This is a genomic window from Wolbachia endosymbiont (group B) of Apotomis betuletana (assembly GCF_947250475.1).
Taxonomy (GTDB): Bacteria; Pseudomonadota; Alphaproteobacteria; order Rickettsiales; family Anaplasmataceae; genus Wolbachia.
On record NZ_OX366320.1, the window covers coordinates 350,265 to 366,052 of the forward strand.

Sequence of the window (15,788 nt, forward strand, 5' to 3'; positions counted from 1 at the left end):
TAATGTAATGAAGGGGGCTTTATGTTTAAGACACAATATCTAACAGATCACCTAAAAAAAGAAGGCGTTAATTCAAAGATTACCGAATTATCGGATCAAATACAATATATAGAGCAAGCTAAAGAATTTTATCAACTTAAGCGTTATCGTAGATCTGATGTTGATTCCGAAAGTGGAAGTCAGGTTAAGAGAATCGATGTTCCAGGAGACGGTAGTTGCTTATTTTGGTCTGTTACTATGGCTTACTTAATACCCGTCAGAAACGACGATGCTTTATTTCGACAAAGGTATGAAGTACTATTTGGAAATGATGGAACTGTAACCCAAAATTTAGATCATATTAGAGGTTTGGTTCGGAATTTAGGTGCTGCGAATTATGATGATACATTTGCAAATTTAGTAAGAAACGTATTTCGTAATCGAGTAGTTGATCACATAAGTTCTTATAGAAATGAGTTCAGAGATTTTGTTGAAGGTGATTTTGAGCGTTACTTGGAAAACATGAGGAACCCTGATACTTGGGGAGGTGAACCTGAAATAAGAGCAATGAGTGGAATGCTTAGCGCAACGATTAGTGTTTCTGGTGAGGTTGAAACTCAATATGGTAATGGAAATACTCAAATACAGTTATTTCATGTTGGTGCACCAGGTAAACGAAACCATTATAATTTTGGTCTTGAAAGGAATATTATTGATAATGATAAAGAGCTTGCAAAAGGCTTAAAAAGAGTCATGGGTAAAGTAAGACCACAAGACTTTGAGTTAATACAGTTATTGATAGAGGAAGCAAGTAAAGAAGTTGGTATAAGCCAGCAAGATGAGGATTTTAAATCTTTTGAACCGAGATTTCAGTCATTTGTGGATCAGATTCCATCTTATTTACACTCTGTAGAAAAAGCAGGATTTTTTACACACTTCTTCCTAGGGAGCTTTTCTACTTTGCCAGATATAAAAATTGCAGAAAAGTTAAATATTAAAAAGATTTATTTTAGTTTTGATACTTCAAAAACTTTAAAAGTAGCTATTGTTAAAAATGGTCAAATTGGAAATGCTGAAGATGCTATTAATAATATAGATTTATTTTCCATTTCAGAAGGTAAGCGTGGCCATCAGTTTACTGTTAATGAGTTGGAGAACATATTAAGAAAGAATATAGATAGGAGTAAGATTAGAGATCGGGATGTTGAGAATGAGATCCTAAATATTAAGAATGAAATTCAAGATAGAATAAAATCTAGATTAGTACAGATCTATAAAGGAAAGGGTGATATTTTTGTTAATATGGAAGCTAAAGAGATACTTGATTCTGCTACTAGCAAGGAATTTTATGAAATAGAAAAAGGAATATGGAATAATCCGGAAGGTGATATAGCGAAGCTATCTGATTCTGATGCGCAAACAGTTAGCAGGTCTTTAAAAAAAGTTCTTGAAAAAATTAATAACGTTCATTCTGAGTATGTAGGATCAGTAGTCTATGATAATAGTGCACGTGAAGCAGCACATCATGGATTTATGGTAGGCGTTTTCATGAATTTCCACTATAGGTATAATCTTAGAGTTTACCCAGAGCAATTTGCAGGAAGGGGTTATGCAGATATTATCTTGCTGGCTCGTGGTCCTGATCGTGCATTGGATTCTATTCCCATTATTATTGAATTAAAAGCGGGAGCAGGTTCTAATGCTACTCCAGATAAGGCTTTGCAGCAAGCAGAAAGGTATGCACAAGGTTTCCAACCAAATGTTCAGCGAGTTTTAACTACTGCAGATAACATTTTATATGTTGGTGTCAACCTTGATAATCCGTCTCCTATCTCTGATATTAAAGTATCAAATCGTGGAGAAGAAATAATTCCTCTTTTTCAAGATATGTTAAAATCCTCTGATGATTGGGATACGCAAGAGATTGGTAAAAGAGAATTAAAAGAACAGATAAAAGATAATATGGAACGTATTTATCATACGTTTCCTGGTACATCAGAGAAGGGAGATAATCATTATTTTAGTAGGTTTTTACTAGGGCAATCATTATTATTAAGTGAAGATTCAGGAACAAGTTTAAAAAAGTATATTTTTATCTATGGAGACAATATACCTACTGAAGTGCATCCTAATCTTCGTAGGCTTGGACGTCCGGCAGCTCAAAGAGCCAGAGAAAGACTGTCAGCTAACCTTGATGCAAGCCATGCAGTTGTAACAATGGTGCTCATCCCAGAAAATACAGAGAAGTTGGTTTATGTGATGAATATTGTTGAAGCTAACAGAAAAGATGTTTTGAACGGGCTGAATGAAGTTCTTCCTCTTGATAGATTAAATAGAGAAATAGGGAATAGGGAAATAATCGAATTAAGTCTTAATTTTGATACTAGATACAAGTCAGATTTTAAAAGATATCTTACTATTTGGGCTGAAAAATACAATTCTTTACAAGAGTACAACAACGGAGATAATAGATTTCAAGGTACTTTTAAAGAAGTTACTTATCCTAATGAGTTAAAAGAAACATTTGATAAAGCACTAGATATCCAATCCTTATCAATAAGAGGATATAGTAGATTATTAGAAAAAATTGGAGAAGGAATCTTTCCTTTTAAGAGTCTCGTTAATAAAGAAGCTCATTTCCAGGGAATATTGAATGGAGTGTTTAGTTATTATAGTGACTTAAAATTACAGGAATCACCAGAAACTAGAGCATTAGTTTTAACTGAGTTTCAAACTGGTAGAGGGGAACGTATTGACATGCTAGTTCATGGTATTAAGTTTGTGGCTCAAGGTGGAAATGCTGAGGAGTACACTCCAATAGGGTTAGAACTTAAGGCATCAAGGCAGGGTAAAGGGGCTCAAGCTTTATTGAGGGAAGCAAATGATCAAATAAATGAAGAGTACAAAGAAGGTGTTACCTATAAAACACTTACAGATGGTGATGAGGTAAAATTTATCGGTGTTGTTTTCGATAAAGGATCTAATAATCCGAATAAACTTATTTTAACAAGTAGGACAACCAAGGAAGGATTTATTCCTGTTGAAGTAGTTCATAGTTCAGTTCATATGCTGCCTACTGGTGAAGCAACACAATCTTTGAATAAGTTAAATCTTAATGGCTGTGCAAAGCAAAGCAATAGAAAGAAGAGAAGTATTAAATGTTTATTTTCAAAGGATGATGTGGAAAAGTTTAGTAAAGGAAGGGTAGATAAAAATAATGTAGGTAAGGTTATAATTGATAGTGAAAAGTTCCTAACTTATGTTAAAAGCAGTCAAGATGAAGGGAAAAATGCTCAGCTAATAGAGTTTATTGGAAACAAAAATATTGAGGGTGACTATAAATATTTAGTTGATAAGGTGATTGGAGACCAAGGGTATGAGCGCTATATTCAGAATGAGCGTATCAAGGATTTATATGGTGACGTTTTACAGCAAAACAGTGATTTAACAAAAAACCCGAAATTAAAAAGCAGATTAATGAATGCTGCAGGTGGAATACAATTAATAAGAGGAATTCATGGTGCTATTGTATCTTGCAAGGATGGAACAGCAACGGATTGTGGATTAAATCTAGGTGGAATAGGATGGTCTTTTGCGTCTCAACCAATTGAGAATGTAATGGTTAAAATTGCTCCAAAAGTTGTAACATCAGCTGAAAAAGTTGTAGGAAGGATTATACCGGGTACTTTAGGTAAGCAGACAAAATTTGTTGTTCAAGTTGCAGGAGTAAAATTTGGAAGTAAAATAGCGAAAGGCACGGCAGGAGCTATAGCTGGTATATTTGATATTATTGATATAGGCATATCAGCAAATAACCTTGTAGACTGTAAAAATAGAGAAGATAGTAATAATCCATGTGGAGAAAAGGAGATAAGAGATAATATAGCTTCTATAGCCTTTTCTGGTGTGTCATTTGTTTCTGGTGTTGCTCTTACAGCAGCTAGTCTGCCTGGAGTTGGTATTGGAGTTGGATTTGGACTCATGGTAACTCATGGAGTTTATAGTGGTATTAGCAATATTATAGAGTATGAAAAGAAGTATGATACAACTCATGGTGAGAATTTCGATATCTTTTTGCATACGCTTTTACTTTCATCTATGCCATATGATCTGGAACACCTTGCAGCCAGAAATAATATGGTTAATAGTCAAGCTAAAAGAGCCTGGAAAGCTTTAAGTGATAGCCCTAATGATGTAGTTGCCTATGGAGTTGGTTTTGGGGTGGATAGCGACACGCCATCTCTTCATGCAGGGTATGGAAAGATTCTAATGAATAGAACAGATGCTGATACAACAAACCTTTCACGTGTTATACCTGACCCAATTCAAAATGCTACGATGATTTGCTTACCACAAGTCACTAGCGAAATTTATGAAAAAGGTATTAAAAAATCAGTTCCAACAGCTGTGCATCACTGTGAAAATACAATGGTTATTGCTGATAGAAGAAGAATGCAAAATGGTACAATAATTCTTTATAATTTAGAAAGCATAGATGAAGGTACCATTGTTGGAAGTAATACATTAAATAACTACTTCTTGATTTTTAGAGGAAACACAGGAATAACTGGTGGTAATAATACTGTTAACAAATTTATTCTTGTGAAACCTGGAGGTTTTTCGGGTAAAATTATTGGTGGAAGTAATGCTACTAATATACTTGACCTAAGTCAATCAACAGAATACGACTTTGTACAAGCAAAAATTGACTATCGTTTTAGACCTAACGCTCCCGGTCTTTTAAGGTTAACAACAAATCTTCATCGATTGATCAATGATTATGTTGATAGCAATGTCGATGCTTTCAGGTATAGCTATATTGGAAGGCAAAATAAGACAGATAATGTTTTATGTACATATAATTCTAGGCGCCTTACTAGAAACGATAATCGTGACGTCTTTATAAATAGTGGTGGAGGTTTGAGCAAAAATGAGAAGGATACAGTTGATAATTGTAAAAAAGTAGCTATTGCGCCATACACTAAAGTTACAGGTGCAGAAAATGATTATACCTTTTATATAAAAACCACAGATTACGAGGCTAAAGATTTATATTCAGAAATTGATGTAAAAGGAACGGGAACTGTAATCTTTCCGGAAACTAATCTGCTAGATGATTGTGATGAAATATCTTATTTCTCGACTAATAATACTTTATCTTTAAAAATAGGGCTGGGTCAAGGTAATCAATATACCCTTGATATTAAAAATTATATTAAGCAAGGCAGTAATCAACCTAATTTTATGCTGATAGATAAAAATGGTAGTAATATTATTCCTAAAATTGAGAAACTAGAATCATCCATTACAAAAATTAACTCGTTCGAGTTACATACAGAACATTCTCTTGATAGCTTTGATGCTGCAGAAAATCATTACAAGGAAATACTCATTAATAATAAGGACTATAAAGTCTTTGGTGTTGTTAGAGCAAAACTACAAAGCAATAGCGCATTCCAACATATGGTATTTGGTTCTTCAGGAGAAGATATAATAAATTTTGACCAAAGGAGTATGTTTGCTAGAGGTGGAAATGGAAGTGATATGTATGTTATTGATAGCAACACAGAGAAAAGAGAGATTATTATTGATAATAACTCAGGTGATAAAAAATTAGATATGTTGGTTATGCCAGAAGTTCCTGAGGAGTTTTCAATTCAACAGTGTAACTTGCATTTAAACTATAGTAATACTCATGTTCAAGTAAGAAATTATCTTAAGGGTAACAGCTATAGGCACCTTATGGTTATGAACAGTAAAGGAGAAACCTTTATTCCTTATGTACAATCAATGTCATGTGCTGGCTCTTCCGTAGAAAGTGGCAAATTATCTCCCTTTTTCCATGCCACACAGACTCAGAATATGTTTTTGTTGCCTAAGGATTTTGAAGGTGATCATTTAGTGATTGATTCTAATCTTGAAGATATCGAGAAATATAAAGATGAAGATGATCTCTTATTAACAAGAGAAGGTGAGATTCCTTTTATTATTAGAGTAGAAGATTTTTATAATGACCAAAGTAAATGGAGAGATGTTAATTTTCTTCTGTGGAACAATGGTAATTTTTTTCCATATTTAGGTTTACAGCAAGAGGTTGATGGAATAATGGACTATCAAGATAAACTTAAGAATGATTATGAAAAAATTATAAAAGAATATGTTATAGATTTCACTAAGTCTATCAGTATCACACATAATCAAGATGGCACTTTAACTTCGGTGGGGCAAGATGAAGAACGCATAGGAGTAGTGATATTAAAAGATATTACTCCAGATCAGATTAGGGTTTCCAGTAGTAATACAGATTTGGTGTTTTCCGACGAAGTATCTAACCATGTAATCAATGTAAAAAATTGGAATAATTCTGAGTCTTATAGGATTTCTACATTGGAATTCGATTTAGGGTTAGAACCAATAATAATCCGGAGATTAGACAGGTTTAGTTTGTCTGATATAGCAGAAATACAAGGTCTGATTAATAAAGCTTCAGAGATTTGCCAAAAGAAGGCTGGGTGCGAAGCTAACATTGAAGCTAAAAATAACGATGGCCAAACACTTTTTCATGTTGCTGCTCAAGAAGGCAAATTGCGTTCTATTAGGTTTCTTATAGGTAAAATTGAAAGTATGAATTTTGAAGATAATTTGTATTCAGAACCTGATGAACTAGTAAAAGCAGTTCGCCAAAGAGAAAGATTAAAGTCTCTCATAAATGAAAAAGATAAGTTCGGTTATACACCGCTACAATATGCTGCTAAAAATGGCAAGTGGGATATAGTTAATCTTTTCCTTGATAAAACTGCTGAAAGAAATCAAGATGACGTTGCAGATAAAGATAAATTCTCAACAAGCTGGACTACCGTGCACTATGCCGTTTACAATGGTAATATGAGTCTATTTAATGATATATTTCAATTTCTTTCAGATAAAGAAACTATGATTAATACTAAAGACAGTAGTGATTGGACACCTCTACACTATGCTGTATATTACAATGCTTTAGATGTGGTAAAATTTCTTGTGAACAAAGGAGCTGATATCAGTGTTAAAGATAAGGATAGTAAAACACCTTTAGACTTAGCTGCTCAAGAGAATGACACAAATGTAGCAGAGTTTCTAAAGCAAACGGAATTAGATAAAAAATTGTTAGCTGCAGTGCAAGATGCAGGTCTTAATGAAGTTAAAGATCTTATTAATCAGAAGGCTAATATTAATGCTAAAGACATGTACGGTTGGACGCTTTTACACTTTGCTGCTTCTCGTGATAAACTTAGTGTAGTTGAGTTTCTCTTCAATAACAATGCTAATATTAATGCTAAAGATGTGTATGGTAATACACCATTACATGTAGCTGCCCAGTACAGTAGTAGTCTTGAAATAGTTAAGTTTCTTTTAGACAAGGATATTAGCGGTATTAATAATATAACCAATAATGGTTGGACACCATTGCATGTAGCTATACAAGGAAACAAATTAAATACAGTCGAACTCCTTCTTGGCAGAGGTGCTGATATTGAAGTTAGAGATATTTATAACCAAACATCTTTAGATTTGGCTACTCGAAAAGGTTACCTAGATATAGCAGGAATTTTGAAGCAAGTACAATTAGATAGAAAATTGTTGACTATTGTGGAAAGCGGTGGTTTTAATGAAGCTAAAGGTCTTATTGCTCAGGGTGCTAACATTGATACCAATGACAAGAACGGTAATACACTACTGTATTCAGCTGCTGAAATCGGTGATTTAAACCTAGTTAAACTCCTTCTTGATAATGGTGCTAATATTGAAGCTAAAAACGGAGAATATCAAGCAACTCCATTGCATGGAGCGGTTGAAAACTACAGGATAGATGTAGTCAAATTACTTCTTAATCGTGGTGCAAATGTTAACGCTGAAGACAAAGACAATTGGACACCTTTACATTATGGTGCTGATACCAACAGTCCTGATATAGTAAAAGTTCTTGTCGATGCTCATGCTAATCTTGGTGCTAAAGGTAATTACGGTAAAACACCGCTAGATATTGCGAAAGACAAGGGGCACAATAATATTGTGGAATACTTAGAAAAAAAGCTCAGGGGAGGAAGAGGAGAACGCAAACGCCGTCATCACCATGGAGATCACAATTCTCATAACTTATCACGCAAACCCCTTGCTATAGACCAACCTCAGATAGCAACAAGCAGTGGCGCAAAACCATCTTCATGGATAAATGATTTATTTAGTCGGGTGAAAAGCTCTGTAGGTAGATTATTGAGTTCTAAATCTGAGGGGACTGCAAGTTCATTATCACAAGTTGATGGGCAATTTGCCAAAGCGTCGATAAGTAATAGTAGTTTCACAGGTACCACACTACCATCTGATGGTACAGATAAAAGACAAGAAAATGGAGGTTTCTTTCGAGACAACGTCGATTATGTAAATGCAAATCTAAAACGAATGTGTGAAAGGCAAGCACCTGTTAAATTTAAGCCTAAGGATAGAAATACAATATTAGAAATGGGAGATCACTATCTATCACAGGTTGACTTTAATGGTACAATAACTTTATTTGACTTATTGATTAGAAGGGTTACAGGTCAAAAGTATATTTCTACAATAGATCAGTCTATATCTCCACTAGAGGCACAGGAATATACACTCAATATTACAAAGGGATTTGAGAAAGTAGTAGAGCAAGCTGGATTAAAAAGTGGTGTGTCAATGCATCGATTAAATATTGATTTTGTGGAAATACAGAAAGAAGTTACAGGAAAAATCATGAGTGGTAAATTTGATGAGATTTCGGGGATTTTCAACTCATATGTAGAGAAAGCATGTTCTGGTAAAGAAGCTGGTAAATTAAGTCCGAAGAAATTTGAAAAGTTTATAGCTCAATTTAATAAGGGTCTGCTAAATCAATCAATAGAGCAGATATTACACAACAGAGATGGTAGATTAGAAGTTGATGGTACAAAAAAACAGCAGATAAGTTTAGAGCCTCAAAGTTATTTAAGTAATGCTTCAGTTCACAGCCATTCAGAAGTATCAACTTGTCTTTCTGAGATAGGAGTAACCAAGCTTGGAGGTAATATCAATAGGTAGGTTATAATATAAGAGGTGCAGCTATAAAATGCCAAGTAGTGAAAATTTTAAAGTGAAGGTAGCAAAATTAGCCAAAATAATTAGGGAAACCAGTAGCAAGTTTGATGGTCCTAATACTAAAATGGATGAAGTAGACATTAAATACTAAGTGGTTAATGTGTTTTCCATATTGAACTTACAGCACGTAGCTTTGATATAGAAGTTTGAGTAACGTTATGATAGTAATTTATATAATTCTATGTGCAATCCTTATAGCTATTTTAGACAGTTCATTAGATTCTTAATTAGGGAATATATCTAACTTAAAGAAGATTTTCATAAATGTTGAAGTGAATAAGTTGTAGTATTTATGTTTTTTCCCTGAGTTGTAAAATTTCAGAATGAGAGAGACCGGTAATTTGAGCTATAACATCTATAGGGACATCGGCCTTGAGTGAATTTTTTGCAACTTCAATTTTACCTTCAATTTTACCTTTTTCATGGCCGATTTGGATGCCTTCTTTCCTGCCTTTCTCTTCTCCAATTTGGATTCCTTCATGTTTAGCATCATCGAGTTTTTGAGCAAGGATAGCGTTTTCTTTCTGCACGCTCAATATTCTTTCTTCATATGCGATCAAATCCTTTTCATTCCAGCGAAACCTGTCTAATTCATCATATGCTAGCTTTATTATCGGAGCTTCTGCTGCTATCTTTTTTAGATCTTCTTCAGTTGTATCTTCTGCGTATTTAAAAAAGAAACACCATCTCTCTGTAGTATTCTCTAATTGCTCTACCTTATTTTTTGTAAATTTAGGCAACTCAATAAAGACAAATTGTAAATCTTTCAAGTAATGCCCATTGGTTTTGATATCGCGTATATTATGAGTAGAAATATAGTCAACTTCTTCAGGCAGAAGGTTACAATTGGAAATAGCAATAAAGAAGACTTTCTGAAGATGAATGTAATTACCAGATTTATCTAATTGCCGAGAGTAAGCTTTAGCAGCATAAAGTTGAGCACGTTTCTCAAAGCCTTTATCACGAGCGAGTTGCATTTCGATAACAAATCTATTACCAATAGAGTCTTTGCAAAGAACATCAACAATGCTTTGTTTGTCAGAGGCAATTTCAGGATCCATAATGGTACTAAGGAATTCAATTTCCATTATTTGATCAGAAGTAGAAAAACCTAAGATATCGTTGAGGAAGTGAATTAAGATATTTTTATTCTTTTCAGAGCCAAAGATCTTTTTAAAGCTCAAGTCATTTTTGGGATCAAGAAATTTCGAAAGAGCCATGACGAATTAACCTAAAAAGCATTAATAATTATACACAATTGTGAAGAAATATTCAACTAAAATGCAAACATTTTGTATATCTTTATTTGGTAGTATTAACCTGTATAATATTTATGGCAAATATCTTGATAAGGTATCAGATAGCACAAAAAGTAAGGAGCTGGAGGTTAAAAAGAAAATATACCCTGAAAAACTTAGCAGGCAAAGCAAACATAAACTATCATACACTGCTAAGATATGAACAAGGAACATGTGGCATTCCAATTGAAAAGTTAAAAATATTAGCAGGGGCATTATCAATTCCTGTTGGAAATCTCTTTCCTGGGCGAAAAGTACTAAAAGAAAGTAGTTGTTTCGAGAAAGCTAAGACCGAGGAAATGTATAATTTTATAGAAAAAACAGGAGGACACAAAGCAATTTATGCATTAACCAAATCTATCCGAGCTGAGGAAGAAAGTAATATAAAAGCAGCAAGAATAAGAATTGCAAGGAATCTAGTTAAGGCAGGGTTTGATAATGACATTATCTATCGAGCAACAGGCTTATCAACGGAAGAATATGCTGATAAAGAGAGATACGAGCAAAACGGAGGACAAGAGATAAAAAAGTGGAGAATAATCAGAGGCTATACTCAAGAAGAATTAGCGAAAAAGCTTAATGTAGGACCTTCGCAAATACATCATTATGAACAAGGTAGTGTTACTATTTTAAGTGAAAGGTTGTGGGAAATAGCAAAAGAATTATCAGTGAATGCTGAAGATCTAATAAAGGAATACAAAGAAAGTGATTGTGAAGGAGAAAATGAATTATTAAGTTTGGCAAGAGAATATAGAAAAATTGACAATCAAGAATCACGAAATGAACTGAATATATGGGTAGAATTTTTCTTGCAAAGAAAGCAAATTTACAAAGAAAAGATTTACAAAACAGAGGAAATGAAAGTTGCAAATAATTTACTTCAGTTAGGTTTTTCTACTGATGTTATTTCTAAAATAATTGATTAACAACAACCTTTTTACATAACTTGAAAATAAATATGTATTAATATCTTTACCTATTCATGAAAAAATAAGTAAAAAAGATTGAGAAATTTATTTGACTTCACTCGAAAGCTATGGCTTTATGCCAATGCTGATAAAAAACAGCAGTAAATAATTAAAAACAATTTGTTATTAATGAGGAGTATATTTTATGAATAATAGTGAAAAACTTACAGAAGAAATAGAGAGAGTATTACAGAGTGGAGGAGGAAGTGCTCTATTTGATCGTGAGATAGTGTCAGTGCTTCTAGGAGCAGTTCACGACAGAAAGCAAGCACAAGATGTTACTAAAACTCTAATGGATAACTGCCCGGGAATAGGAGAAATTTTGGGACGAGAAATCGATGATCTGAAAATGATAGAAGGAATGACTGAACATGCAGCTGCAGCAATTGAATGTGTTAAAGAAGCTTATAAAAGAGCACTCAGAGAAGGATTAAAGAGAGGCCCAGTAATGGATAGCCAAGAAAAGCTGATAGAGTATGTAAGGGTAAACATAGGCTTTTCAGCAAAAGAAGCTGTCCTGATAATATACTTGGATAAACAGAACCGTCTTATAAGAGATGAAGTGTATTTTGGTACAATAGATGAGGTACACCTATCTGAAAGGAAAGTGGTAAAAAAGGCGTTATCAATGGAAGCAGCATCGATAATATTATCTCACAATCATCCAGGAGGGAGTTTAGAGCCATCAGAAGATGATAAGGTTATGACTAGAGAATTAGTATCAGCATGTCAAGGAGTGGGAATTGAACTAGAGGATCACATTATTATGACAGATAAAGGGTATTGCAGTTTTAAGGAAAGAGAGCTGTTATAAACCAAATTTCAATTGCTTGAGAAGTTTGGCTACACAATGAAATATAAAATCAAGTAGCAAAAAAACTTAGTCAAGAATCTGAAGAGCAAGAACTGCACAATACAAAAGATCTTTGTATAGCTTGTATATTAAGTCGTGATTAAAGAATAAAAGTCCTGAAAAAGCTATTCTTTTATTATAAATAGTTGCAGAATATACAAGATCTTTTTATAATTTGCGTATTAAGTTAATCGTAAAGCAATAAATTGCTCTATAGACTTGAATAATATGCTTAATATAGGAGGGTATATGACTACTAAAAAAACAGTATCATTTGATGATATGGATGGAAATACTTATGAGTTAATCATTGATTCTAAAAAGTTACCAAAAGGACTATATAGTGCTATTAGGCGTACTAGCAAAAAAAATCAGCAGCTTATACTTGTAGATGAGACTGATCCGAAAATATTTGATGATAAAAGCAGGTTTGAGAAGCCTGAAGGTGTGCCTTCCCCTAGCGATGTTTCTGGAAAATCAATCAATCTTGGAGAAGGACGTGAGGTTTATAACAAAAAATCTTCAAATCGTCAAAATCCGTTTATTCCATCTTTAAGCAAGATAGAGCCAAGTGCAAGTGAAAATGCAGAATTGAGGTGGTTTAAAAGTAGAGTGGTAAAGGCAAAAAGCGTAGAAGAACTGAACAAGACTATAGACCAAGCACTAAGTGCTGGAATCAGGATAAATGCGTATAGCGAAGGGCAGAAGAGTTTTGCTGATACAGTAATATCGAAAATGCCTTTGATCAAATGCAAAGAAAATGAGAAGGAAGATATAATATGTGAATTGATGCTAAATGGAGCGATATTTAGTTACGATCTATTGCAGGATAAGGGAATAAGTGAAATGCATAACAAACTCTATCAAGAGATTCGTCCACAGATAGATAAGTGGCTAAAAGAACTGAGAGAAATCGGTGAAAGTGCTATTGAAAATGAAGGAATCATAGAAGACGTGGAAATGGATAATCAGACGTTTTTTATGAAATTTTCTGAGAATAGTAAGGTAAATATTGCAAGAGTATTGGAAGGTACAAAAAATTTAGGGTTAACGACAGGAGAGGTAAAATTAGGAGGTGATGTTATAGAAATGGGAAATAGTAAGGTTGAGGTTAGAAGTGAAAAAGAAGGTGAGAGGAATTACGTTGATGTGTCTGACAATAGTGCTTTTACACTACCGACAATGTTGCAAAAAACATAAAAATAAAACTAGAGAAAACCATTTCTCGAAAACTTCTGTGTCCAGAACCAAGAGTCCGATTTACTTATAGCGCTAATAATCAATTAACCATCGGCTTTAAGGAATGATATGAACATATTATTTCAAGGAAAAGTCATGAGAAACAAGAGATTAGCTATCCAAATTAGCTGTAGCTATGAACCTAATCGGTTAGCAGAACAATGCTTATCAGATGCTTATGAAAAGGTAGTGTCAAAGGAAATAAGTCAAAAAAACTTAAAACATAAAAATGGGATTCAAGGAGGGTCAAATGGTAACAGTATGTTTATATGCGAGAGTTTCTTCGGGGAAACAAGTAGAAGGAAATACGATAGAAAGTCAAATTGCAGCTTTAGAGAAGCAAATTAATCTGGACGGATACAGATTGTTAAGTGAGTATAAATTTATTGATAACGGCTACAGTGGATCTCATTTAGTCCGCCCTGATTTAGAAAAATTACGTGATAAAGTAACAGAAGGTAAAATTGATAAGATTTACATTCATTCTCCTGATCGTTTATCTAGAAAATATGCATATCAAATGGTGCTGATTGAAGAATTTGAAAAAGCAGGAGCAAAAGTGGTTTTTTTAAATTATGAGATTAACGGTAACCCAGAATCTCAATTACTGTTACAAATGCAAGGTATGATAGCAGAATATGAACGTGCGAAAATTATGGAACGAAGTCGTCGTGGTAAAATCTATGCAGCTAACAAAGGCTATGTAAATGTAATGGGAGGAGCTCCTTATGGTTATCGTTATATAGATAAGCATATGGGAGGAGGACAAGCTTTATTTGAGATTAACGAAAAAGAAGCTGATGTCGTTCGTAAAGTATTTTTGTGGATAGGCAGAGAAAGAACAAGTATTGGGGAAGTATGTCGTCGGCTAAATACTATGTCCATTAAGACACAAAAAGGAAAAGAACGCTGGAATAAAGGTACAATTTGGAGTATGTTGAAAAACCCTGCTTACAAAGGACAAGCAGCTTTTGGTAGAAGAAGGTTAGGAGTAAGATTAAAGCAAGTAAGACCACAGAAAGGCTCTTGTGAGCAGCCAAAAAGTAACCACTCTGTCTATCCTGTTGAAAAAGCAAATTGGATTTATATTAAAGTGCCAAATATAGTAGATGAAGATATATTTGATATTGTTCAAGAACAATTAGCTGAAAATAGAAAAGTAGCAAGGACAAGAAAAAGAGGAGCAAAGTACTTACTACAAGGTTTAGTCATATGTAAGCGTTGTAATTACGGATGTTACGGAACTTGCATGAGAAGTAGACGAGAAGAAGAAGGTGGTCATTATGCATATTACCGTTGTAGTGGTAAAGATTCTTACCGTTTTGGTGGTAATAAGATTTGTGACAATAAACCCATTCGCTCAGATGCATTAGAAACAGCTGTGTGGGAAGAGGTTAAGCAGTTATTGAAAAATCCAAACAGGATTTTAGAAGAATACAAGCGTAGGCTTTCAGAACTAAAAAAATCATCATTGGATCAAAAAAGTGACCTGCTAGAGAAACAAGAAAATAAATTAAAACGTGGTATTGCTAGACTTATCGATAGTTATGCTCAAGAATATATCAATCAAGAGGAATTTGAACCACGAATTAAAGCAATGAAACAAAGCTTAAAAACAATTAAAGAAGAGAAGAAAAAGATATTTTATCAAAAGGAATTAGAACAGGAGGTAACTCTGGTTGTGGCCAATTTAGAAGACTTTTCTTCCAATATTACGTTAAACCTTGATAACGCAGACTGGTTAACTAAACGTGATATTATCAGAACATTGGTCAAGAGAATTGAAATTAACCTTGAGGACGTAAATGTGGTATTTCGCGTAAAAGAGCTACCGAACTCTTCTGGACATAATGGAAAGGAAAATAAAAATTTGCAACATTGTCGTAGGTGTATTTGAGATAACATTTCCTACAAGTATTGGTAGCCTAAAAATTGTAGTATACCATAATGCGGAAAATGACAGTCAAGTAGAGGTCAGAGTAGCAGATAAAGAAATGTGGTCTGAACTACAAAAGAGAGGGGAAAATATAGGAAAAGGGTGTTTTTTTGGAGGAATGACGGTCACAGAAGCGGTAGAAAAAGGAAGTTTCCCTAGGAGTGGTAAGTGGAGTAAAGAAAAGGCAAAAGAAGAAATAAGGGCGATTAGTAATAATGAAGCATTATCATGGGTTGATAGGATATATGGAGGTAGTAAAGAGACCTCTCGGAAACTTTAAACGAAGGGAGGTTTTCTTCCCTTCTTTAACCAAAATCATAAAATTACAAAATCTTTATAAGCTAAACTTAGGTTGTAGCAAAATAACAGATGTTTAT

The 15,788-nt window shown here is 33.9% G+C and carries 7 protein-coding genes; 6 read left to right on the forward strand and 1 reads right to left on the reverse strand.

Translation table 11 applies throughout. The features are described from left to right. The first annotated feature begins 21 nt into the window (after positions 1–21). Complete coding sequence (locus OOK82_RS01600) at positions 22–9,060, forward strand: ankyrin repeat domain-containing protein (protein ID WP_264704327.1); 9,039 nt, start codon at positions 22–24, stop codon at positions 9,058–9,060. Between the two features lie 347 nt (positions 9,061–9,407). Here the strand turns inward: OOK82_RS01600 and OOK82_RS01605 are convergent, their stop codons facing one another. Continuing rightward, the gene (locus tag OOK82_RS01605) at positions 9,408–10,337 is read right to left on the reverse strand and encodes an Rpn family recombination-promoting nuclease/putative transposase (RefSeq protein ID WP_262986565.1); all 930 of its coding nucleotides are present in this window, start codon (positions 10,335–10,337) and stop codon (positions 9,408–9,410) included. Between the two features lie 113 nt (positions 10,338–10,450). Here OOK82_RS01605 and wmk point away from each other — a divergent pair, with 113 nt between their 5' ends. From wmk to OOK82_RS01630, 5 genes are all read left to right on the forward strand, one after another. Continuing rightward, positions 10,451–11,341, forward strand: a complete 891-nt coding sequence (gene wmk, locus OOK82_RS01610) for a WO male-killing family protein Wmk (protein ID WP_264704328.1) — start codon at positions 10,451–10,453, stop codon at positions 11,339–11,341. A 187-nt stretch (positions 11,342–11,528) separates the two neighbouring features. Then, positions 11,529–12,197, forward strand: a complete 669-nt coding sequence (locus tag OOK82_RS01615; protein WP_264704329.1) for a JAB domain-containing protein — start codon at positions 11,529–11,531, stop codon at positions 12,195–12,197. Between the two features lie 288 nt (positions 12,198–12,485). After that, positions 12,486–13,436 carry a hypothetical protein gene (locus OOK82_RS01620; RefSeq protein ID WP_264704330.1) on the forward strand — a complete coding sequence of 317 codons (951 nt, stop codon included), beginning with the start codon at positions 12,486–12,488 and terminating at the stop codon, positions 13,434–13,436. A gap of 268 nt (positions 13,437–13,704) precedes the next feature. After that, the gene (locus tag OOK82_RS01625) at positions 13,705–15,372 is read left to right on the forward strand and encodes a recombinase family protein (protein ID WP_264704331.1); all 1,668 of its coding nucleotides are present in this window, start codon (positions 13,705–13,707) and stop codon (positions 15,370–15,372) included. After that, positions 15,326–15,691 (forward strand): hypothetical protein, encoded by a 366-nt coding sequence (locus OOK82_RS01630; protein WP_264704332.1) that lies wholly within the window; start codon positions 15,326–15,328, stop codon positions 15,689–15,691. The genes OOK82_RS01625 and OOK82_RS01630 overlap by 47 nt, the downstream gene beginning before the upstream one ends. The last annotated feature ends 97 nt before the right edge of the window (positions 15,692–15,788 follow it).

Bases quoted from the DNA above. Each gene is read 5' to 3' on its own strand.
- OOK82_RS01600 (WP_264704327.1), top strand. From the start codon at position 22: ATGTTTAAGACACAATATCTAACAGATCACCTAAAAAAAGAAGGCGTT.
- OOK82_RS01605 (WP_262986565.1), bottom strand. From the start codon at position 10,337: ATGGCTCTTTCGAAATTTCTTGATCCCAAAAATGACTTGAGCTTTAAA.
- wmk (WP_264704328.1), top strand. From the start codon at position 10,451: ATGGCAAATATCTTGATAAGGTATCAGATAGCACAAAAAGTAAGGAGC.
- OOK82_RS01615 (WP_264704329.1), top strand. From the start codon at position 11,529: ATGAATAATAGTGAAAAACTTACAGAAGAAATAGAGAGAGTATTACAG.
- OOK82_RS01620 (WP_264704330.1), top strand. From the start codon at position 12,486: ATGACTACTAAAAAAACAGTATCATTTGATGATATGGATGGAAATACT.
- OOK82_RS01625 (WP_264704331.1), top strand. From the start codon at position 13,705: ATGGGATTCAAGGAGGGTCAAATGGTAACAGTATGTTTATATGCGAGA.
- OOK82_RS01630 (WP_264704332.1), top strand. From the start codon at position 15,326: ATGGAAAGGAAAATAAAAATTTGCAACATTGTCGTAGGTGTATTTGAG.